This is a genomic window from Corynebacterium bovis DSM 20582 = CIP 54.80 (assembly GCF_030408615.1).
GTDB lineage: Bacteria > Actinomycetota > Actinomycetes > Mycobacteriales > Mycobacteriaceae > Corynebacterium > Corynebacterium bovis.
In genome coordinates, this window is record NZ_CP047187.1 from 1,026,532 (window position 1) to 1,046,929 (window position 20,398).

A 20,398-nucleotide genomic window follows, 5' to 3' on the forward strand; every position below is an offset into this window, starting at 1 on the left:
CGGGGCCGACCCTGACCGCCGGGGAGGGGGCTGCCGGCCCGGTCCCCGGGGGCGGGGCTCAGGCCGGGGCGAAGAACGCGCCGAGGATCGTCCCGAGGTGCCCCAGGTGGACGACCTCGCTGAGGAGGAAGTCCGGGCCCCCGGGGCGGCCGATGACGAGGGTGAGGTCGGTGCCCCGGATGGGCGTCGCCGCGAGACTGGAGTCCATCACCGTCCACGACTCCGGGATCCAGTGTTCGGTCTCGGCGTCGAGGATGCGCGGCTCGGTCACCGGGGGCGTGTCGAGGGTCCGGCCGTCGTCCTCGGGGGCGGCGGCGGAGGCGCACAGGCGGGTCGTCCGCCTGGAGGCGGGGTCGGTCCGCAGGACCACGGCCCAGCCGGCGGTCATCGTGCGCGGCAGGCTGTCCATCATGCCCGCGAGGCTCACCGCCGGGTCGCGCCGGCGCCCCGCGACGTCGGCGAGCATCCCGACCTGCCCGCGGCGGTCCACGGTGCCGGAGAAGGGACGGAGGGAGTCGACGAGGACGCCCTCGACCTCCTGCGCGGCGGTGATGAGGGCGTCCGCGAGGCGGCCGGACGGCAGGTCGACGACGATGTCGTCGACGACGACCCCGGACTCGGAGTGGTCGACGACGTCGACGCTGCGGATGTCCCCGTCGATGGCACCGAGCCCGGCGGCGAGCCGACCGAGGGTGCCGGGGACGTCGGGGAGACGCACACGCATGAGGTAGGCCACGGGATCACACCTTTCTGACGGCGTCGGACGCCGCCCCGAGTCTAGACGTCCCCGGAGGACCGTGGCACAGACGGTCGGCCGCGGCCGCGGTGCCCCCGCCGCGCGCCCGGTGTCCGGTGTCCGGTGGCGGGGGCCGAACCGCTATGGTTGGTCCCTGTACCACAGGCACCCGCCGGACCCGGCGGACGCCGAGACCGCAACGGAAACGAGGGACGAACAGTGTCCGAGATCTCCCGTGACGACGTCGCGCACCTCGCGCGGCTGGCGCGACTCGACCTGACCGAGGATGAGCTCACCGGCTACGCCCGGCAGATCGACGTCATCGTCGACGCCGTCGCCGCCGTCCGCACCGTCGACACCGACGGCGTCGAGCCCCTGAGTCACCCGACGCAGAACGTGGACGGTGACGTCGACGTGATGCGGGAGGACGTCGTCGAACCGGGCCTGACCCCGGAGCAGGCGCTCGACCAGGCCCCGGCCCAGGACCGGCAGCGGTTCCGGGTGCCCCAGATTCTCGGTGAATGACCCCAGGCGACGAGGGAGAGACATGCAGTACACGATTGCCGGGCGCGACGACAGCGACCTGACCACCTGGACCGCCGCGGAGCTCGCGGAGAAGATCCACGCCGGGGAGGTCTCCTCGGTGGACGCGACCCGTGCCCACCTCGACCGGATCTCCGGGGTCGACGGGGACGTCCACGCGTTCCTCCACGTCGGTGAGGACGAGGCCCTCGCCGCCGCCGAGGCGGTGGACCGGGACATCGCGGCGGGCACCGTCGCCTCGCCGCTCGCCGGGGTGCCGCTCGCGCTCAAGGACGTCTTCACGACGACCGACGCGCCGACGACCTGCGCCTCGAAGATGCTCGAGGGGTACATGAGCCCCTACGACGCGACGGTCACCCGGAAGCTCCGCGAGGCGGGCATCCCGATCCTCGGCAAGACGAACATGGACGAGTTCGCCATGGGCTCGTCGACGGAGAACTCCGCGTACGGCCCGACGCACAACCCGTGGGACCTCGACCGCACCGCCGGCGGCTCCGGCGGCGGGTCGTCCGCGGCCCTCGCCGCCGGGATGGCCCCGCTGGCCATCGGCACGGACACCGGCGGGTCGATCCGGCAGCCCGCCGCCCTCACCGCGACGGTCGGGGTCAAGCCGACGTACGGCACCGTCTCCCGCTACGGCCTCGTGGCCTGCGCCTCGTCGCTCGACCAGGGCGGGCCGACCGCGCGGACGGTGCTCGACACCGCGCTGCTCCACGAGGTCATCGCCGGCCACGACCCGCACGACGCGACGAGTTCGCGCCGGCCCGTCGCCCCCGTCGTCGAGGCCGCCCGGCAGGGGGCCTCCGGGGACCTCAGCGGCGTGACCGTCGGCGTCGTCCGTCAGCTCGAGAAGGCGGAGGCGTTCCAGCCCGGGGTGCTCGACACCTACCGGGACAACCTGCACCAGCTGCAGGAGCAGGGCGCCGAGATCGTCGAGGTGGACTGCCCGAACTTCGAGCACGCCCTCAGCGCCTACTACCTCATCCTCCCGTGCGAGGTGAGCTCGAACCTCGCCCGCTTCGACGGGATGCGGTACGGCGCGCGCAAGGGCGACGACGGCTCCCGGTCGGCGGACGAGGTCATGTCCCTCACCCGCGCGGAGGGCTTCGGCCCCGAGGTGAAGCGGCGCATCATCCTCGGCACGTACGCCCTGTCCGTCGGCTACTACGACGCCTACTACCTGCAGGCCCAGCGCGTGCGGAACCTCATCGCGCAGGACTTCGCGGCGGCGTTCCGGACCTGCGACGTCCTCGTGTCCCTGACGACGCCGACGACGGCGTTCCGGCTGGGGGAGAAGGTCGACGACCCGCTGAGCATGTACATGTTCGACTTGTGCACCCTGCCGCTCAACCTCGCGGGCGTGTGCGGGATGTCCGTCCCGGGCGGCCTCGCCGGGGACACGGGGCTGCCGACGGGCCTGCAGATCATGGGGCCGGCCCACGGCGACGACCGGCTCTACCGGGTCGGCGCCGCGTTCGAGGCCGGGCGGGCCGCCGCCGGCGCCTGACCGCGGAGCGCGCGGGTGTCGCGCCCGCACCGAGCGCCCGGGTGCCGCGCCCGCACTGCTTCCGCACCCGGCCCGGACCTCGCCCGGGTGTCGCTCACGGACCGCTCCCGGACGGGCGCCCCGCGCGCGTACCCTGGTGGCATGACTGCGAGCGGAGACGGGTGGGCCATCGGCGTCGACGGGACGCGGCGGTGGGGGACCGCCGGGGCCGCGGGGCTGTTCCTCCACACCCGGGACGGTGACGGCGACCTCGTCGTCCTCATGCAGCTGAGGGCGACGTGGACGAACCAGGGCGGGACCTGGGCCATGCCCGGGGGCGCGCGGGACCTCGACGAGAGCGCCGAGGAGGCCGCCCTCCGGGAGACCCACGAGGAGACCGGCATCGACCCGGCCGACGTGACGCTCGAGGGCACCCTCGTCACCGCCCGGATGCCCCTCGACCACGTGCTCCGGCGGGAGCCGATGAGTTCGCGGGAGGCCGCGGAGGTCCGGCAGGGTCTCTCCGCCGCCGCGCTGGACACCCCGGGCCCGACCGGCGTCGTCCACCCCGGCCACGGGGGGTCCGCCGTCATGGGGCTCGACGGCAACCTGTGGTGGGAGGTCCCGCACCGCGATGTCCCGGACTGGACGTACACGACGGTCATCGCCTCGTGCGACCACCCACTCGACCTCGCACCGACGGACGAGAGCGCCGACCTCGCGTGGTGGCCGCTCGACCGCGTCGCGGAGCTCGACCTCATGCCGGCGTTCGCGGACTCCCTGCCGATGGTGGCGGAGCTGCTGCGGGGGCCGCTGGACCGGTGACCCGGCCCGGCTGACCTGACCCGCACACCCGGCCCCGCCGGCCCCGTGCTCCCGGCGACACGGTCCCCGGCGCACCCGGCGCACCCGGCCCCCGTCGGCCCCCACGCACCCGGCGGATGAACCCCGGACGGGGGGTGTGCAACAATGTCGAATTATGGTTGACACATCACCGGAGTCCCGGGGCGCCGACACGTCCGACGGGTATCCGTCCCTTCCGCTGCCTGAATCACAGGCCTGGCGTGCGCTCATCGCCCTGTGCATCGGCTTCTTCATGATCCTGCTCGACCAGACGATCGTCGCCGTGGCGACCCCGGAGTTCCAGTCGGAGCTCCACGCCTCGTACAACTCGGTCATCTGGGTGACCTCGATCTACCTCCTCACCTTCGCCGTGCCGCTGCTCATCACCGGGCGGCTCGGTGACCGCTTCGGTCCGCGGAACATCTACCTCATCGGCATGGTGATCTTCACCGTGGGCTCGCTGGCCTGCGGGCTGTCCCCGTCGATCGAGGTCCTCATCGCCGCCCGCGCCTTCCAGGGCATCGGCGCGGCGCTGCTGACGCCGCAGACCATGGCCGTCATCAACCGCATCTTCCCCCGTGAACGCCGCGGCGCGGCGATGGGCATCTGGGGGGCGACGGCCGGACTGTCGACCCTGGCCGGACCGATCCTCGGTGGCCTCATCACGGAGTACGTGGGGTGGAGCTGGATCTTCTTCATCAACGTGCCGATCGGCGTGATCTCCATCGTCATGGTCGTGCTGTGGGTGCCCCGGATGCGGCGCACCGAGCGGAAGATCGACACGCTGTCGATGGTGCTCTCCATCGTCGCGGTGTTCTGCTTCGTCTACGCCGTCCAGGAGGGCCAGACCCAGCACTGGGTGTGGTGGATCTGGGCGCTCGTCGTCGTCGCGGTGCTGCTCGGCGTGTGGTTCGTCCGGCAGCAGGGCGTCGCGGAGGCCGCCGGGCGCGACCCGCTGGTCCCGCTGCGCCTGTTCCGCATCCGCAACTTCACGACGGGCAACATCGGCATCATCGCGATGGGGTTCACCGTCGCCGGCACGCCCCTGCCGATCATGATGTTCTTCCAGCAGGTCCACGGGCTCACGCCGCTGCAGGCGGGTCTCATGATGATCCCGCAGGCGGGGTTGTCGATGGTCTTGTCACCGTTCGTCGGCCGCCTGACCGACCACCGCGGGTCCCGCGGGCCGGGGATCTTCGGCTTCGCCATGATGGCGGTCTCGACGGTCGGGATGTTCCTCGTCATGCAGGCGGATGTCCGGCTGTGGTGGATGGTCGTCCCGCTCGTCGGTCTGGGGCTCGGCAACGCGTTCGTGTGGGCGCCGAACTCGGCCTCGACGATGCGCGACCTGCCCGGGGAGCTCATGGGTGCCGGGTCCGGCGTCTACAACCAGACGCGCCAGCTCGGTGCGGTGATCGGTGCCGCGTCGATCGGTGCGGTGCTCCAGATCCGGATCGCCGTGACGGACCCGGGGACGGCCTTCGGGCAGTCGGTGCTCCTTGCGGCGGTCATGCTCGTCATCGGGTTGGTGGCGACGGCACTCTCCCGTGACGTGCGCGGGGGTCGGGCGCGGCAGGAGGCCCCGGCCGGCGCCGACGACGCGTCCTGACCCGGCCGGCGCGGTGGGGTGACCACCGCGCGGGGGAGGGCTGCACAGGCGATGTCCCGGCTGTCCGGGTGCCGCGCTAGACTGTCTCCATGCGTATCGCGACCCTGACCAGTGGTGGAGACTGTCCCGGCCTCAACGCCGTCATCCGCGGGGTGGTGAGGACGGCGTCGGGGGCCGGGGCCACCGTCGTGGGGTACCAGGACGGCTGGCAGGGGCTGCTGGAGGACCGGCGGGTGCAGCTCTACGACGACGAGAACATCGACCGGATCCTCCGCCGGGGCGGCACGATCCTCGGCACGGGCCGCCTGCACCCCGACGACTTCCGGGCGGGTATCGACCGGGTGAAGGCGAACCTCGCCGACGCGGGGATCGACGCCCTCATCGCGATCGGCGGCGAGGGCACCCTCAAGGGGGCCCAGTGGCTCCACGAGAACGGTGTGCCGGTGGTCGGGGTGCCGAAGACGATCGACAACGACGTCAACGGCACGGACGCGACCTTCGGCTTCGACACGGCCGTCGCCGTGGCGACGGACGCGATCGACCGCCTCCACACGACGGCGGAGTCGCACAACCGCGTGATGATCGTCGAGACGATGGGCCGGCACGTCGGCTGGATCGCCCTCCACGCCGGCATGGCCGGCGGCGCGCACGACATCCTCATCCCGGAGTTCCCCTTCGACATCGAGGACGTGTGCAAGAAGATGGCGCGCCGGTTCCAGATGGGGGAGAAGTACGGCATCATCGTCGTCGCCGAGGGGGCCGTGCCCCGGGAGGGCACGCTCGAGATGCCGGAACGGCAGGTCGACCGCTACGGCCACGAGAAGCTGGAGAACATGGGCCAGACGATCGCGAACGAGATCCACCGCCGGTTGGACACCGACGTGCGGGCCACGGTCCTCGGCCACATCCAGCGCGGGGGTACCCCGACGGCGTACGACAGGGTCCTCGCCACCCGGTTCGCGGTGCACGCGACGCGGTCGGCGCTGCGCGGGGAGTTCGGCGTCGTCGTCGCCCTGCACGGCGAGGAGATCCAGCGGATCAGTTTCCCCGAGGCCGTGGGGACGCTCAAGCGCGTGCCCGAGGGGCGGTACACCACCGCGCAGGCCCTGTTCGGCTGATCGGCCGCCCCCGGCACGCCGCCGGGCCCGGAACAACTAGACTGTGGGACCATGACTGCCGCCGCGTACGACTACTCCGATGACGTGATGGACTTCGACGAGGTGCTCGAGCGCTTCGACCCCGTAATGGGGATGGAGGTCCACGTCGAGCTCGCCACGAACACGAAGATGTTCTCCGCGTCCTCCGCGGAGTTCGGTGACGAGCCGAACAGCAACGTCGACCCGACGTGCCTCGGCCTGCCCGGGGCGCTGCCCGTCGTCAACCGGAAGGGCGTCGAGTGGGCGATCACCATCGGCCTCGCCCTCAACTGCTCCATCGCGGAGTCCTCGCGCTTCGCCCGGAAGAACTACTTCTACCCGGACCAGCCGAAGAACTACCAGATCTCCCAGTACGACGAGCCGATCGCCTACGACGGTCACCTCGACGTGACCCTCAGCGACGGCACCCCGTGGCGGATCGAGATCGAACGGGCCCACATGGAGGAGGACACCGGCAAGCTCACCCACCTCGGCGGCGCCGACGGCCGGATCCACGGGGCCACGCAGTCGCTCGTCGACTGCAACCGCGCGGGCGTGCCGCTCATCGAGATCGTGACCAAGCCGATCGAGGGGGCGGGGGAGCGTGCCCCCGAGGTCGCCAAGGCCTACGTCACGGCACTCCGTGACCTGGTCAAGGCTCTGGGCGTGTCCGACGCCCGGATGGACCAGGGCTCCATGCGCGTGGACTCGAACCTCTCGCTGCGGGAGAAGGGGACGACGGAGTACGGCACCCGCACCGAGACGAAGAACATCAACTCCCTGAAGTCCGTCGAACAGGCCGTGCGGTTCGAGATGCAGCGCCAGGCGGCGTGCCTCGTCAACGGCGTCGAGATCATCCAGGAGACGCGGCACTACCAGGAGGCCGACGGCTCGACCTCCCGCGGCCGCCCGAAGGAGACGATGGCGGACTACCGGTACTTCAACGACCCGGACCTGCCGCCGGTCCTCGCCCCCCGGGAGTGGGTCGAGGAGATCCGTGCGACCCTGCCCGAGATGCCGTGGATCCGTCGCGCCCGCGTCCAGAAGGAGTGGGGGCTCTCGGACGAGGAGCTGCGTGACCTCGTCAACGCCGGGGCCCTCGACCTCGTCGCCGACACGGTCGAGGCCGGGGCGAGTGCCTCCGAGGCCCGCTCCTGGTGGGTGTCCTACCTCTCCCAGAAGGCCAACGAGGCGGGCACCGAGCTCGACGGCCTGGCCATCACCCCGGCCCAGGTCGCGCGCGTCGCCGCGCTCGTCGCCGAGGGCAAGCTGACGAACAAGCTCGCCCGTCAGGCCGTCGACGGGGTCCTCGCCGGGGAGGGGGACGTCGACGAGGTCGTCGCGGCCCGCGGGCTCGAGGTCGTGCGGGGCGACGGGGCCATCGAGAAGGCCGTCGACGACGCCCTGGCGGCCAACCCCGACATCGTCGAGAAGTACCGGGCCGGGAACACCAAGGTCACCGGCGCCATCGTCGGTGCGGTCATGAAGGCGACGCGGGGCAAGGCGGACCCGGCGCAGGTCAACGCCCTCATCGCCGAGAAGCTCTCCTGAGCCGTGCCCGCGGGGCCGGGGGCCCGTGACCGGCCCCTCACGCGGGGCCGGGGGGCCGTGACCGGCCCCTCACGCGGGGCCGGGGGGCCGTGTGCGGCCCCTCACCCGGGGGTGAGTGGGGCCTGAGCTGCGAATATGCTGCGGGGCAGCATTCTTACGGTGTGTGAGGTGCTGCTCTCATCCGGGGGACGACGCCGCCGCGGACATGACGGCGAGCTGTGAGCGGGCTGACCGGGGGTGGTGTGCACACGTGTGTGTACCTGGTGTTCACCTGGGGAACGTAGCATCGGGTCTCGGACCGCCGCTGCCTCCGGCGACATCGGTCTCACCGACGCCGCTCCGGGGTCGGCGGGCGCGGGGAACTCCCCGTTCCCGTGCGCCTGGGCGGGGGAAGCGCCTGCATGTGGTCCGTGTCGCAGACCTTCGCAGAAAAGATAGGACTCCACGTGAGGAAATCCGTCATGTCCGTCGCCGCGGCCGTCAGCGTCGCCGTCGGAACCGTCGTCATCCCCGTCGCGTCGGCAGCGCCCGGGTCGTCCGTCAACGGACCCCAGGAGGGGGCGCCCCTCGGGGGCTCCTCCGTCACCCGCGACGCCGCCGGGTTCTTCGGGAACACCATCGACGTCTCGGGCCTCAACCCCGGTGACATCATCGACGTCCGCCACCTGCCCTACCACGCCTTCGGCTTCTCCCTGCCGCTCGATGTCGTCCAGATCAAGTACCGGACGACCGACGCGCAGGGCCGGGCCACCTACGGCGTGACGTCCGTCGTCAAGCCCCCGGTGCCGCAGAACGACCGCGTCGTGTCGTTCCACTCGGTGTACGACTCCCTGAACCCCGAGCACAGCCCGTCCCGCGCGATCCAGGGCGACGTCGCCTTCGGCACGCTCGTCGACTCCGGCGAGACGGCCGCGGTCGCCGGCTTCCTCGCGCAGGGCACGACCGTCGTCATCACCGACATCGAGGGCCAGAACGCGAACTTCGCCGCCGGCCCCGAGTACGGGACGACGACGCTCGACGCCCTCCGCGCGGCCACGGCCGAGCCGAGCACCGGCATCGCGCCGGACGCGAAGATCGGGCTCATGGGCTACTCGGGCGGGGCGATCGCGACGAACTGGGCGGCGCAGCTCGCGCCGTCCTACGCCCCGGAGATCAACGACCGCCTCGTCGGTGCGGCCACCGGCGGGCTGCTCGTCGACCCCCTCCACAACCTCGAGTACATCGACGGCAGCCGCAGCTGGGCCGGCGTCATGGCGATGACGATCATCGGGCTGACCCGCGCGTACGGCGTCGACCCCGAGCCGTACATGTCCGACTACGGCCGGGACCTGTTCCACCGCATGAACCGGACCTCCATCGGCGAGGTCGAGGGGATGTACGGCGGCATGACGTGGGCCTCCCTCGTCAAGCCGGAGTACCGCGACCCGCGGTCCGTGCCCGAGATCGTCGACGTGCTGAACAAGGTCAACCTCGGCCAGGCCCCGGACCCGACGGTCCCGTTCTACTTCGGGCAGGCGCTCGGCGGTGAGATCGACGGCACCCCGGACGGCGGGCCGAACATCGGCGGCGGCGACGGCGTCATGGTCGCCGGCGACAACCGGACGCTCGCGCGGAAGTACTGCGAGGCCGGTGTGCCCGTGAAGTACGACGAGTACCCGGTCCTGCCCCACACCCCGGCGTTCGCGGTGTGGTTCCCGGCGGCGACGATCTGGCTCAACGCCCGGTTCGAGGGCCGCCCGGCCCCGAGCACGTGTGACGCGATCCCGGAGGGCAACGACCTCAGCCCGGAGACGACCGTGCCGCAGGCCCCCGCCGACGGCCCGCAGGCGCAGCCGCAGGGCAGCGCCGGTTTCCGCTGGGGCCTCACGGGGTCCAGCAACGGCGCGCTCGGCTGACGCTGCGCCCCGGGGGGTGGCGGCCGGCGTGTGACGGCCTGAGCATCACGGCCGTCACCACCGGGCCGTCACCGCCGTCACCGGCGGGCCGTCACGGCCCCGGAGTCCTACGACGCCGGGCCGTCACCGCCGGTCACGGCCGGAGCGTCAGTCCCGGCCGCTCACGCGCGCGTCGAACGCGCCCTTCTCGTCGCCGTCGAGGACGTCGACGTCCGCCGGCGCACCGGGGGCGGTGCCGGTCTCCCCGAAGGGGGTGCCGCCGAGGTTCTCCCGGTCGTGCGGGGTGTAGAACTCCGCCGGGTCGGGGCCGACGGCGACGATGCCCTTGGGGTTCACGTCGGTGTGGACGATGTAGTAGTGGTCCTTGATCTGCTGGAAGTTCGTCGTGTCACCGAACCCGGGGGTCTGGAACAGGTCCCGCAGGTACCCGCTGAGCGCCGGGTACTCGGAGATCTTCCGGCGGTTGCACTTGAAGTGGCCGTGGTAGACCATGTCGAAGCGGATGAGGGTGGGGTAGAGGAAGACGTCCGCGAGGGTGATGTGGTCACCGACGAGGTAGCGCCGCTCGGTGAGGCGGTCGTCGAGCATGTCGAGGGTCTCGAACAGCTCGGTGACGGCGGACTCGTAGGCGTCCTGGCTGCCGGCGAAGCCGGCCTTGTACACGCCGTTGTTCACCGTCCGGTAGATGCGGTCCGCGAGCTCGTCGATCTCGTCGCGGAGCTCCTCGGGGTAGAGGTCCGGGGCCCCGTCGCGGTGGTGCTCGCCCCACTCGAGGACGAAGTCCTTGACGATGGAGAAGAAGTCGTTGGTGACGGCCTTGCGGCTCTCGATGTCGACGACCGTCGGCACGGTGATGCCCTTGGGGTAGTCGGGGAAGCGGTGGAGGTAGCAGTCCCGGAGACGGCCGACACCGAGGACGGGGTCGACGCTGTTCTCGTAGAGGTCGAAGGTCCACGACTTCCAGTCGTGGGTCGGGCCGGTCAGGCCGAGGGACAGCGCGTCCTCGAGCCCGAGGAGTCGCCGGGTGATGATCGTCCGGTGCGCCCAGGGGCAGGCGCGCGCACCGACGAGCCGGTAGGTGCCGGCGGCCACCGGCCACGCCTCGCCCTTGCCGGAGCGGGTGGTGGACGGGTCGAACGAGGACGGGTCGGCGACGATCCGGTCGTCGATGTAACTGGTGTCGCGGTCGTACGCTCCGTCTGCGGCGTAAGGCATGGTGTGTGTTCCTTTCCCTGGCGTCGGGGGGTCCGCGGGGAGGCGGACGTGCCGCCGACCGGGACCCGACGACGCCGTGTCTGTGGTGTGGACCGGCCGACGACATGCCGGACGATCTGCGGCGTTCTGTCCGGGGCCTAGCTTAGACTCGCGGGTGTGAGTGATGCATCGAAGCCGGAGAGAGAGACCCAGGGGCCGTCCCGATCCGAGGATGCCCGCGCCGAGACGTCGAAGGGGGGCACGCCCACCGGGTCCGGAGGGGCCGGGGTGCCCCCGGCCACGGGCGGACGCCGGGTGGACAGTGTCGATGACATCGACGAGATCGACGTCCCCGTGTACCGCCGTGTGACACGGGAGGACATCGAGCGCGCCCAGCGTGAGGCCGCGGCGGCGGAGACGCCGGAGCGGCCGGCGGCGCAGACCCCGCCGCGGACGTCCCAGGCCCCGGCGCAGCCGGAGCGGACGGCGCAGCCGCGGACGTCCGCGCCGGGGACGGGGTCGGAGCAGGAGCCCGAGACGATCGTGCAGCCGGCGCAGCGGCCGAAGCAGCCGCAGCAGTCGACCGCGGCACAGCGGCCGGAGCAGGCGCAGTCGGCCGCCGCCGCCCGACCGGCATCGACGGGCCGTGCCGTGCCCGCCTCCGGGGACCGGCCCCGGGCCGGCCAGGACGGTGACGTGCGCGACACCCGCGACGCCGGTGGTTCCCGGGACACCCGCGATTCCCGCGACGCCGGTGGTTCCCGGGACACCGGCGACGCGCGCGGTGACGCACGGGATGACGCGGCGGGGTCGTCGCTCCGCCGGAGCCGTGACCTCTACGAGATGACGGGCCGCGCGCGCCCGCGCCGCATCGAGCCGCGCCGCCCGGCACCCGCCGACGTCCCGCTGCCCTACGAGGACCCGGCGGCGACCGGGGCCCCCGCCGGTGCAGGCCGGGGACCGGACGCCGGCGCGCCGGTGCCGGGTCCGGTCGTGGGGGACGACGCCGCCTTCGAACGGACCGCCGTCCTCGACGGTTCGCAGCGTCCGGCCGCCCCGCGGGCAGCCGACGGCACCCCGGCCGACGCCCGGGGCCCGGTTGCGCCGGCGCCGGCGACCCGGCCGGGGGCGACCCCGGACCGCGGCGTGGGCGTCCCGGACGACGGCACGGCCCCGACGACGGTCATGGACGTCCCCGGTCGCCGGGGCGGCGACGCGGTGCCGGCCGACGGCCCCGTGCCCGCTGCGGGCTACGCCCCGACGCCGGTCGCGGCCGCCGACGGGACGCCCGTCGCGGAGCCGGCCCCGGAGGCTGAGGCCGACGCCGCCGAGCACGTCGACGACCGTCGCGGCACCCTCGGCTTCGGTCTGCTCCTCCTGCGCCTCGTCATCGGCGGGCTGCTCCTCGTCCGCGGCCTGCAGACCCTGTTCCGCTTCGGCGGCGACCCCGGGATCACCGCGCTGGAGGACGCCTTCCACGCGTACACGGGGGCCGACGTGCTCTCGCTCGCCCTGCCGGTCGCGGAGGTCGTGGCCGGTGGCCTCGTGATCCTCGGGCTCGTCACGCCGCTCGGTGCCGCCCTCGGCGCCGTCGCCGCCGGCTTCATGACGCTGCACAACCTGGGGACCTTCGACTCCTCACTGTGGCCGTACGCGATGAACCCCCAGATCCAGGCGTGGGGGCTGCTCGCCGCGGGTGCGGGGATCCTCGTGTTCACCGGCCCGGGCACGGTCTCGGCGGACGCCGGGCGTGGCTGGTCGCGCCGGCCGCTGGCCTCGGCGTGGATCTTCGCCGTCGTCGCCGTCGTCGCGCTGGGGGTCCTGTGGTACGCCGTCGGGGGCGGCAACCCGCTGACCTGACCGTCGTCGCCTGACCGCCGCCGTCCGGCGGTGACCGCCCGACGCCCCGGCGTCCCGGAGTTCGCCCCGGGGTGCCGGGGCGTTGTCGTGCCCCTGTCGTGCCCCTGCCGTGCCGGGGGTCCGGCGCCGGGTGTGTCCGGATCCTGCGTCCTGGGTGCCGGGGCGTTGTCGTGCCCCTGCCGTGCCGGGGCCGGGGGCCGGGCCCTCAGAGGCCCGTCGCGAGCCGGACGGCCATGGCCACCATGACCGCGGCGATGACGATGTTGATCGCCCGCCACACCCCGGGGCGGGACAGCGGCCCGGACAGCGCCGCCGCGCCGTAGCCGATGACGGGGAACCACAGCAGCGTCGCGAGCGTCGCCCCGGAGGCCACGACCCACCGGGCGTCGGCCCCCTGCTGGTTGGCGATGCCGCCGAACATGACGAACCCGTCGATGTAGGACCCCGGGTTCAGCCACGTCATCGCCAGGGCGACGACGACCGGCCGGGGGACCCGGGCCAGCGTCCGCCGCACGCGGGACACGTCCCGGCCGGTCCGGTCACCCGGCGCCACGGCAGCGTCCGCGCCGGCAGGCACCGGGGGCGTCGCGCCGTCCGCCACCGCGGGCGTCGCACCGTCGACCCCGCCGTCCGCCACCGGCCGCGCCGCGACGGTCACCCCGCCGTCCGCCCGGGTCGGCGGCAACGGTTCGAGGCGCGCCCGCCCGGGGAGGGGGCCGTCGTCCCCCTCACCGTGCCCCTGACCGGCCCCGGACCCGTCGGCGTCCCCGGCCCCCGCCCCGCTCCCGCCGTCGCCCGCCGTCATCCCCGAGGGGCGGACGGCGTCCCGCACGGCGGTGGACGCGAACCACAGGAGGAAGGCGACGCCGACCCACCGCAGCACCGTGAGGACCACCGGGGCCCGGTCGACGAGGACCCCCACCCCGGCGGTGCCGCCGAACACGAGCGCGACGTCCCCGGCCATGCACACGGCGATGACCGCGCCGACACTGCGGCGGAGCAGTCCCTGGCGGATGACCAGCGCATTCTGCGGGCCGATGGCGACGATGAGGGACATCCACACGAGGAAGCCCTGCAGTGCCAGGTGGGGTGTGTTCTCCGGCATGGCGCCCAGGGTAGGGAGAGCCCGACATGAAGGCAATCGACGTCATCTGCAGGTGGGTTAGAATCCCTTCATGATCCCACGTCACCTCGGAACACTGCTGGCCGTCATCGACGAGGGCAGCTTCGAGGCGGCGGCGGGCGTGCTCGGGGTGACCCCGTCGGCGGTGAGCCAACGGGTCAAGGCCCTCGAGGCCTCCGTCGGCCGCGTCCTCGTCCGGCGCGGCACCCCGACCGCCGCGACCGAGGCCGGGGAGGTCCTCGTCCAGACCGCCCGCCGCATGCACGTCCTCGAGGCCGAGACGGACGCGCGCCTCGGCGGGCACATCTCCGCCCTGCCCGTCCCGGTCGCCGTGAACGCCGACTCGCTGGCCACGTGGTTCCGGCCCGTGCTCGCCGCCGCGGCAGCGTGGGACGGGGCCGGGCTGCGCATCACCGTCGAGGACGAACGGCACTCCCTCGCCATGCTCCGGCGCGGCGACTGCATGGGGGCGATCACGACCGACGCCGACGCCGTCGCCGGGTGCGTCGTCGAGGCGCTCGGCACCCAGCGGTACCTGCCCGTCGCCGCGCCCGAGGTCAAGGACGGGCTCGACGCCGGCCGGTGGACGTGGCGGACCCTCCCGGCGGTCCGCTACGGGCCGAAGGACACGATGGAGACCCCGGTGCTCCGCGCCCGGCTCGGTGAGCACGCCGCGCCGGACCCGCGCCGCCGCGTCACCGAGATCCCCAGCTTCGAGGGCATCAACGACGCCGTCGTCGCGGGGCTGGGCTGGGCCGTCATCCCGGAGAGCTGCGTGGAGGGGTACGTCGCCGCGGGGACGATGGCGGTGCTCTCCGGGGACGTCGTCGAGGTGCCCCTGTTCTGGCAGCACTGGCGGCTGGAGTCCACCGTGCTGGGGAGGGTCGGCGACGCCGTCCACGCCGCAGCCGCCGCCGGCCTCGCCTGAGGTCGGGCGGGGGAGGGGGCGCGGTGGCCGTGGACCGGGCCCGCTCAGCCGGCGGTGGACCGGGCCCGCAGCACCGTGCCGGTCGGCGTGTCCGTGCGGGCCACCTCGGCGGGCGTGCCGTCGGCGATGACCCGGCCGCCCGCGTCCCCGGCCCCCGGGCCCATCTCCAGGACCCGGTCCGCGCCGGCGACGACCGTCATGTCGTGCTCGACGACCACGACCGTGTTCCCGGCGTCGACGAGCCGGTGGAGCTCCCGCGTGAGCAGCTCGACGTCCGCCGGGTGCAGGCCCGTCGTCGGCTCGTCGAGGACGTACACCGACTGCCCGCGCTGCGTCCGCTGGAGCTCCGTGGCGAGCTTGATCCGCTGCGCCTCGCCGCCGGACAGTTCCGGCGAACCCTGCCCCAGCCGCAGGTAGCCGAGGCCCACCGCGTCCAACGCCCGCAACGCCCGCGCCACCGCCGGCACCCCGGCGAAGACGTCCTCCGCGTCGACGACCGTGAGGTCCAGCACGTCCGCGACGGTCAACCCGTTCCAGCGCACCTCCAGGGTCTCGGCGGTGTACCGCGCGCCGTGGCAGTCCGGGCACACCGTCGAACTGCCCGGCAGGAAGACCAGCTCGACCTCGATCCGCCCTTCGCCGTTGCACGTCGGGCACCGGCCCTGCGCGGTGTTGAAGGAGAACCGGGAGACACCCCAGCCCCGCTCGCGGGCGTCGTCGGTGTCCGCGAACAGCCGGCGCACCCGGTCGAACAGCCCGGTGTACGTCGCCAGGCAGGACCTGCGGGTCCGCCCGATCGGGGTCTGGGTGATCCGGACGACGCGGTCCACCGCCTCCGCCCCGGACACGGACGTCGCGCTGACCGGCACCCCGTCCGCGCCACCGTCCGCCGCGCCGTCCGTGCCACCGGCGGCGCCGTCCCCGGGGACGTGCCGGCCCTCGAGCACCGCGGGCAGCACCACGGAGGCGAGCGTCGTCTTCCCCGTCCCCGACAACCCCGTGACCGCCGTGAACGTCCCCAACCCCAGGTCGAGGTCGAGGTCCCGGACGGTGCGCGCCCGCGCACCCCGCACCCGGACCAGCGACGACGGGGTCCGCGGGGTCGCACGCAGGGTCAACGGCCCTGCGGCGAGGGCCCGCGCCGTCGGCGACGCCGTCCCCGGGTCCGCGACCGCGGTCTCCCGCAGGCCGTCCACCGACCCCGACCACAGCACGCGGCCGCCGTCGGCCCCCGCCCGCGGCCCGACGTCGACGACCCAGTCCGCGCCCGCCACGAGCTCCATGTCGTGCTCGACGAGCAGCACGCTGTTCCCGCCGGCGACGAACGTCCCCACCAGCCGCCGGACCGCCCGGCGCTCGACCGGGTGCAGCCCCGCCGACGGCTCGTCGAGGACGTACGCCACGCCGAACAGGCCGGACCGGAGCTGTGACGACAACCGCAGCCGCTGGTGCTCGCCCGCGGAGAGCGTCGTCGCCGGCCGGTCGAGCGTGAGGTGGCCGAGCCCCAGCTCCACGACGGACCGGCACGTCGGGACGAACTCGTCGAGCAGCAGCCGCTCGGCCTCGTCCGCCGCCGCGGTGCCCCCGGTGATCCCGTCCCGGCGCTCCGCACACCGCGTGAGCAGGTCACTCAGCGGCAGGGCGCCCATCTCGTCGATGGGCAGGCCGAGGTACGTCACCGCGAGGGCGTCCGCGGTGAGCCGCCGGCCCCCGCACGTCGGGCACGGCGAGTGGGACATGAAGGACAGCACGCGCCGCCGCGTCGTGTCCGACGACGTCTCCGCGAGGGTCTGCCGCAGGTACACCGCGACACTGCGCCACGTCCCCTCGTACGTCCGCTGGATCTGGTGCGCGCCCCGCCGCGGGTGGACCGTCACCACCGGCTGCTCGTCGGTGAAGAGGATCCACCGCCGGTCCTCCTCCGGGATGTCCCGCCACGGCACGTCCACCGGGTAGCCGAGTTCGACGAGGATGTCGTGGAAGTTCTTGCCCAGCCACGCGCCGGGCCACGCGGCGATCGCCCCCTCGTCGACGGACAACGACGGGTCGGGGACCATCGTCTCCTCGGTCGGCTCGTGGACGACGCCCGTCCCCTGGCAGTCGGGGCACATGCCGGCCGCGGTGTTCGGGGAGAACGCGTCGGAGTCCAGCCGGCCGCCGTGGGCCGCGCGGACGCGGTCCGGGTAGGTGCCGCAGCGGGAGAACAGGACGCGGAGGGTGTTCGACAGGGTCGAGACGGTCCCCACCGTCGACCGGGGGCCGGCCGCTGTCCGGTTCTGCTCCAGGGCGACCGTCGGGGGGAGGCCCTCGACGGACGCCACCTGCGGGTTGACCGCGGAGCCGATGAGGTGCCGGGCGAAGGGTGCGACGGACTCCATGTACCGGCGCTGCGCCTCGCCGTGGAGCGTGCCGAAGGCGAGGGAGGACTTCCCCGACCCGGACACCCCCGTCACCGCCACGGTGCAGTCGCGCGGCAGCTCCACGTCGACGTGGCGCAGGTTGCGCAGGTGGGCGTCGTGGACCCGGATCATGCCGCGGTCCCGTGCGTCATGAGGTGTCGTCGCCATGCCCTCCACCCTACGGACGGGCGGGGGACGGGCTCACCCCGTCCCCGGCGTCGTCCCCGGCGCCGCGGGCCGGCCCGGTGCCGTTCCCGCCCTGCCCCCTGCCCGCGGTCAGTCGACCCGGCGCACCGCGCCCTTGTCCGCGCTCGTCGCCATCTTCGCGTACGCGCGCAGCGCCTTCGTCACGGTGCGCTGCCGGGTGACCGGGGTCCACGGCCGCTCGGAGGCCTCCATCTCCTCGCGCCGGCGGCGGATCTCCTCCTCGGGGACCTCCAGGTCCAGGCGGCGTTCGTGGACGTTGATCGTGATCGTGTCCCCGTCCCGGACGAGGCCGATGAGCCCGCCGTGGGCGGCCTCGGGGGAGATGTGGCCGACGGAGATCCCCGACGACCCGCCGGAGAACCGGCCGTCGGTGATGAGCGCGCACTTCTTGCCGAGGCCCGCGCCCTTGAGGAACGCCGTCGGGTGGAGCATCTCCTGCATGCCCGGGCCGCCGGCGGGGCCCTCGTAGCGCACGACGACGACCTCACCGGGCTGGACCTTCCGGTCGAGGATGACCTTCACGGCCTCCTCCTGGGACTCGACGACGCGCGCGGGGCCGCTGAACTCCCACAGCGACTCGTCGATACCCGCCGCCTTGATGACCGCCCCGTCCTCGGCGAGGTTGCCGCGGAGGATGACGAGGCCGCCGTCGAGGGTGATGGCGTTGGCGACGGAGCGGATGCAGCCGTCGGCGTCGTCGAGGTCGAGCTCGTCCCACCGGTTGTCGGTCGAGAACGGCTCGGTCGTGCGCATCCCGCCGGGGGCCGCGTGGTAGAGCTCCACGGCCTCCTCGGACGGGGACTCGGCGCTGACGTCCCAGGTCGACAGCCAGTCCTCGAGGGTCGGGGAGTGGACGGTGTGGACACCCGTGTTGAGCTTGCCCCCGCGCCACAGTTCGCCGAGGATGCGCGGGATCCCGCCGGCGCGGTGGACGTCCTCCATGTGGTAGTCGGAGTTCGGCGCGACCTTCGACAGGCACGGCACCGTCTTCGACAGCTCGTCGATGTCCGCGAGCGTGAAGTCGATCTCGGCCTCCTGCGCGGCGGCGAGGATGTGGAGGACCGTGTTCGTCGACCCGCCCATGGCCATGTCGAGGGCCATCGCGTTCTCGAAGGCCTCCTTCGTCGCGATGTTCCGGGGGAGGACGGACTCGTCGCCCTCGCCGTAGTAGCGGGTGCAGAGGTCGACGACGACGCGCCCCGCCTCCTCGAACAGCCGGCGGCGCGCGCTGTGCGTGGCGAGCGTCGACCCGTTGCCGGGCAGGGACAGGCCGAGCGCCTCGGTGAGGCAGTTCATGGAGTTCGCGGTGAACATGCCGGAGCACGAGCCGCACGTCGGGCACGCGGCCTGCTCGACGGTGAGCAGCCCCTGCTGCGTGACGTCGCCGGACGCCGACGCCGAGATGGACGTGATGAGGTCGGTCGGGGCGTGCGCGACGCCGTCGACGACGACCGCCTTGCCCGCCTCCATCGGACCGCCGGAGACGAACACGACCGGGATGTTGAGCCGCAGCGCGGCGTTGAGCATCCCGGGGGTGATCTTGTCGCAGTTCGAGATGCACACGAGGGCGTCGGCGGCGTGCGCGTTGACCATGTACTCCACGGAGTCGGAGATGATCTCGCGGCTGGGGAGGGAGTACAGCATGCCGGCGTGGCCCATGGCGATGCCGTCGTCGACGGCGATGGTGTTGAACTCGCGCGGCACGCCCCCGGCCTCGCGGACGGTCTCGGCGACGATGTCACCGACGTTCTTGAGGTGCACGTGGCCGGGGACGAACTGGGTGTAGGAGTTCGCGATGGCGATGATCGGCTTGTCGAAGTCGCCGTCGGTCATGCCCGTGGCGCGCCACAGGGACCGCGCGCCGGCGGCGTTGCGGCCCTGGGTCGTGACCGCCGAGCGGTACTCGTGGACCTTCGTGGGGCGGGGGGCCGTCGTGGTCTCGGGGCGTGTCCGGTCTGACATGGTGCCGGTGTCCTCTCGTGTGTGGTGCTGTGCAGGGGCCGGGCGGTCGGGCCCGGGGTGTGGATCGGGGTGGGCCGGCGGGGCCGGTCCGGGGTCGTCGGTGGTGCCGACCGGGGGGTGGTCGGTGCCGGGGCGCGGTGGCGGGGTGGTGGGGCCGGGCGCGTCCGTGGGGGAGGGGAGCCCCGGTCGGTTCCGGGGCGGGGTCGTCGGGCCGGGGTGGGGGACGACGACGGGTGTCGACGGTGACCTCAGCGCGGGGCGTCGCCGTCGGTGCCGGGGCCGTGGTCGTCGGCCCGGCGCTCCGGTCCGTCCGCACCGGCGGTGCCGGCGGGGTCGTCGGCCCGGTCGGTGCCGGCGGCGGCGCGGCGGGCGAGCTCGTCCCGGGCCGCCTGTCCGAGGCGACGGCGGGACTCGTACTCCTCGTACTCGTCCTTGTCCATGAGCACGGCGTAGCCGTCCTTGTTGACGACCTGCACCTTACCCTCGGCCTCGGCCCGACCCGGGGTCACCGGGTCGGGGATGCGGCCGTGGGTCGCCTCACTGAGGGTCACCAGCGAGTTGAAGCTCACGCCGGGGAGGCGGAACCGGGTGCCGTCGGCCCGCACGGCGTACCCCCGGCCGTTCCGGGCGAACCGGATGGACCGGAAGTCCGCCCACGTCACCGACGCGCTGCGCCGGAGCAGGTAGCGTGCACCGATGCCGTCGTCGTCGACCGTCGTCCGCTCGCGCAGGACCCAGACGGCGAAGAGGACGGGCAGCAGGGGCACCCAGAACAGGTAGGCCGGTGCGAACCCCGCGAACATCAGGCACATGAGGAACATGACGAACGCCGCCAGCAGGTGTGCCCGGCTCGGGGCGACCGACGCAGGGGAGATGTGCCCCCGGGTGTCCGCGTGATCCTGTGAGCTCATGGTCCCCCATTTAAT

At 73.4% G+C, this 20,398-nt stretch carries 15 protein-coding genes; 9 read left to right on the top strand and 6 right to left on the bottom strand.

What is annotated here, in order from left to right; genetic code table 11:
* Window positions 1–58: 58 nt before the first annotated feature.
* Window positions 59–736, bottom strand: coding sequence for an ACT domain-containing protein (locus CBOVI_RS04070; RefSeq protein ID WP_010269279.1), 678 nt, complete (start codon window positions 734–736; stop codon window positions 59–61).
* A gap of 219 nt (window positions 737–955) precedes the next feature.
* On the opposite strand from CBOVI_RS04070, the gene gatC reads away from it, so the two are divergent.
* The 7 genes from gatC (at window position 956) to CBOVI_RS04105 (ending at window position 9,799) form a co-directional block, all read left to right on the top strand.
* Window positions 956–1,261, top strand: coding sequence for an Asp-tRNA(Asn)/Glu-tRNA(Gln) amidotransferase subunit GatC (gene gatC / locus CBOVI_RS04075; RefSeq protein ID WP_010269281.1), 306 nt, complete (start codon window positions 956–958; stop codon window positions 1,259–1,261).
* Between the two features lie 22 nt (window positions 1,262–1,283).
* The gene (gene gatA, locus CBOVI_RS04080; protein WP_010269283.1) at window positions 1,284–2,786 is read left to right on the top strand and encodes an Asp-tRNA(Asn)/Glu-tRNA(Gln) amidotransferase subunit GatA; all 1,503 of its coding nucleotides are present in this window, start codon (window positions 1,284–1,286) and stop codon (window positions 2,784–2,786) included.
* A gap of 141 nt (window positions 2,787–2,927) precedes the next feature.
* Window positions 2,928–3,590, top strand: a complete 663-nt coding sequence (locus tag CBOVI_RS04085) for an NUDIX domain-containing protein (RefSeq protein WP_029157750.1) — start codon at window positions 2,928–2,930, stop codon at window positions 3,588–3,590.
* A 154-nt stretch (window positions 3,591–3,744) separates the two neighbouring features.
* The gene (locus CBOVI_RS04090; RefSeq protein ID WP_010266181.1) at window positions 3,745–5,217 is read left to right on the top strand and encodes a DHA2 family efflux MFS transporter permease subunit; all 1,473 of its coding nucleotides are present in this window, start codon (window positions 3,745–3,747) and stop codon (window positions 5,215–5,217) included.
* A gap of 89 nt (window positions 5,218–5,306) precedes the next feature.
* Window positions 5,307–6,335 (top strand): ATP-dependent 6-phosphofructokinase, encoded by a 1,029-nt coding sequence (locus CBOVI_RS04095; RefSeq protein ID WP_010266180.1) that lies wholly within the window; start codon window positions 5,307–5,309, stop codon window positions 6,333–6,335.
* Window positions 6,336–6,386: 51 nt separating this feature from the next.
* Window positions 6,387–7,904 (top strand): Asp-tRNA(Asn)/Glu-tRNA(Gln) amidotransferase subunit GatB, encoded by a 1,518-nt coding sequence (gene gatB / locus CBOVI_RS04100; protein WP_010266179.1) that lies wholly within the window; start codon window positions 6,387–6,389, stop codon window positions 7,902–7,904.
* 446 nt (window positions 7,905–8,350) lie between these two features.
* Window positions 8,351–9,799: a lipase family protein gene (locus tag CBOVI_RS04105; protein WP_232625858.1), complete on the top strand. Its 1,449-nt coding sequence runs from the start codon at window positions 8,351–8,353 to the stop codon at window positions 9,797–9,799.
* 147 nt (window positions 9,800–9,946) lie between these two features.
* On the opposite strand, the gene CBOVI_RS04110 is transcribed toward CBOVI_RS04105, so the two are convergent.
* The gene (locus CBOVI_RS04110) at window positions 9,947–11,014 is read right to left on the bottom strand and encodes a glutathione S-transferase family protein (protein WP_010266176.1); all 1,068 of its coding nucleotides are present in this window, start codon (window positions 11,012–11,014) and stop codon (window positions 9,947–9,949) included.
* 156 nt (window positions 11,015–11,170) lie between these two features.
* Here CBOVI_RS04110 and CBOVI_RS04115 point away from each other — a divergent pair, with 156 nt between their 5' ends.
* Window positions 11,171–12,853, top strand: coding sequence for a DoxX family membrane protein (locus CBOVI_RS04115; protein WP_183273713.1), 1,683 nt, complete (start codon window positions 11,171–11,173; stop codon window positions 12,851–12,853).
* A 205-nt stretch (window positions 12,854–13,058) separates the two neighbouring features.
* Here CBOVI_RS04115 and CBOVI_RS04120 read toward each other — a convergent pair whose 3' ends face one another.
* A complete protein-coding gene (locus CBOVI_RS04120) occupies window positions 13,059–13,958 on the bottom strand; it encodes a LysE/ArgO family amino acid transporter (protein WP_183273712.1) in 900 nt (299 codons plus the stop codon).
* A 70-nt stretch (window positions 13,959–14,028) separates the two neighbouring features.
* Between CBOVI_RS04120 and CBOVI_RS04125 the strand changes: the two genes are divergently transcribed.
* Window positions 14,029–14,904, top strand: coding sequence for an ArgP/LysG family DNA-binding transcriptional regulator (locus tag CBOVI_RS04125; RefSeq protein WP_010271616.1), 876 nt, complete (start codon window positions 14,029–14,031; stop codon window positions 14,902–14,904).
* 44 nt (window positions 14,905–14,948) lie between these two features.
* Here the strand turns inward: CBOVI_RS04125 and CBOVI_RS04130 are convergent, their stop codons facing one another.
* The 3 genes from CBOVI_RS04130 to CBOVI_RS04140 all read right to left on the bottom strand — a co-directional run bounded on the left by CBOVI_RS04130 (window position 14,949) and on the right by CBOVI_RS04140 (window position 20,383).
* Window positions 14,949–17,435, bottom strand: a complete 2,487-nt coding sequence (locus CBOVI_RS04130) for an excinuclease ABC subunit UvrA (protein ID WP_010271618.1) — start codon at window positions 17,433–17,435, stop codon at window positions 14,949–14,951.
* A gap of 144 nt (window positions 17,436–17,579) precedes the next feature.
* Complete coding sequence (gene ilvD / locus CBOVI_RS04135) at window positions 17,580–19,472, bottom strand: dihydroxy-acid dehydratase (RefSeq protein ID WP_010271619.1); 1,893 nt, start codon at window positions 19,470–19,472, stop codon at window positions 17,580–17,582.
* A gap of 248 nt (window positions 19,473–19,720) precedes the next feature.
* Entirely contained in the window at window positions 19,721–20,383 is a 663-nt protein-coding gene (locus CBOVI_RS04140) for a PH domain-containing protein (protein ID WP_183273711.1), read from the bottom strand.
* Window positions 20,384–20,398 lie beyond the last annotated feature (15 nt).

What these genes read in the sequence shown, in the direction of transcription:
- gatA (WP_010269283.1), top strand. Translation starts at nt 1,284, where the DNA reads ATGCAGTACACGATTGCCGGGCGCGACGACAGCGACCTGACCACCTGG.
- CBOVI_RS04085 (WP_029157750.1), top strand. Translation starts at nt 2,928, where the DNA reads ATGACTGCGAGCGGAGACGGGTGGGCCATCGGCGTCGACGGGACGCGG.
- CBOVI_RS04090 (WP_010266181.1), top strand. Translation starts at nt 3,745, where the DNA reads ATGGTTGACACATCACCGGAGTCCCGGGGCGCCGACACGTCCGACGGG.
- CBOVI_RS04095 (WP_010266180.1), top strand. Translation starts at nt 5,307, where the DNA reads ATGCGTATCGCGACCCTGACCAGTGGTGGAGACTGTCCCGGCCTCAAC.
- gatB (WP_010266179.1), top strand. Translation starts at nt 6,387, where the DNA reads ATGACTGCCGCCGCGTACGACTACTCCGATGACGTGATGGACTTCGAC.
- CBOVI_RS04110 (WP_010266176.1), bottom strand. Translation starts at nt 11,014, where the DNA reads ATGCCTTACGCCGCAGACGGAGCGTACGACCGCGACACCAGTTACATC.
- CBOVI_RS04120 (WP_183273712.1), bottom strand. Translation starts at nt 13,958, where the DNA reads ATGCCGGAGAACACACCCCACCTGGCACTGCAGGGCTTCCTCGTGTGG.
- CBOVI_RS04125 (WP_010271616.1), top strand. Translation starts at nt 14,029, where the DNA reads ATGATCCCACGTCACCTCGGAACACTGCTGGCCGTCATCGACGAGGGC.
- CBOVI_RS04130 (WP_010271618.1), bottom strand. Translation starts at nt 17,435, where the DNA reads ATGATCCGGGTCCACGACGCCCACCTGCGCAACCTGCGCCACGTCGAC.
- ilvD (WP_010271619.1), bottom strand. Translation starts at nt 19,472, where the DNA reads ATGTCAGACCGGACACGCCCCGAGACCACGACGGCCCCCCGCCCCACG.
- CBOVI_RS04140 (WP_183273711.1), bottom strand. Translation starts at nt 20,383, where the DNA reads ATGAGCTCACAGGATCACGCGGACACCCGGGGGCACATCTCCCCTGCG.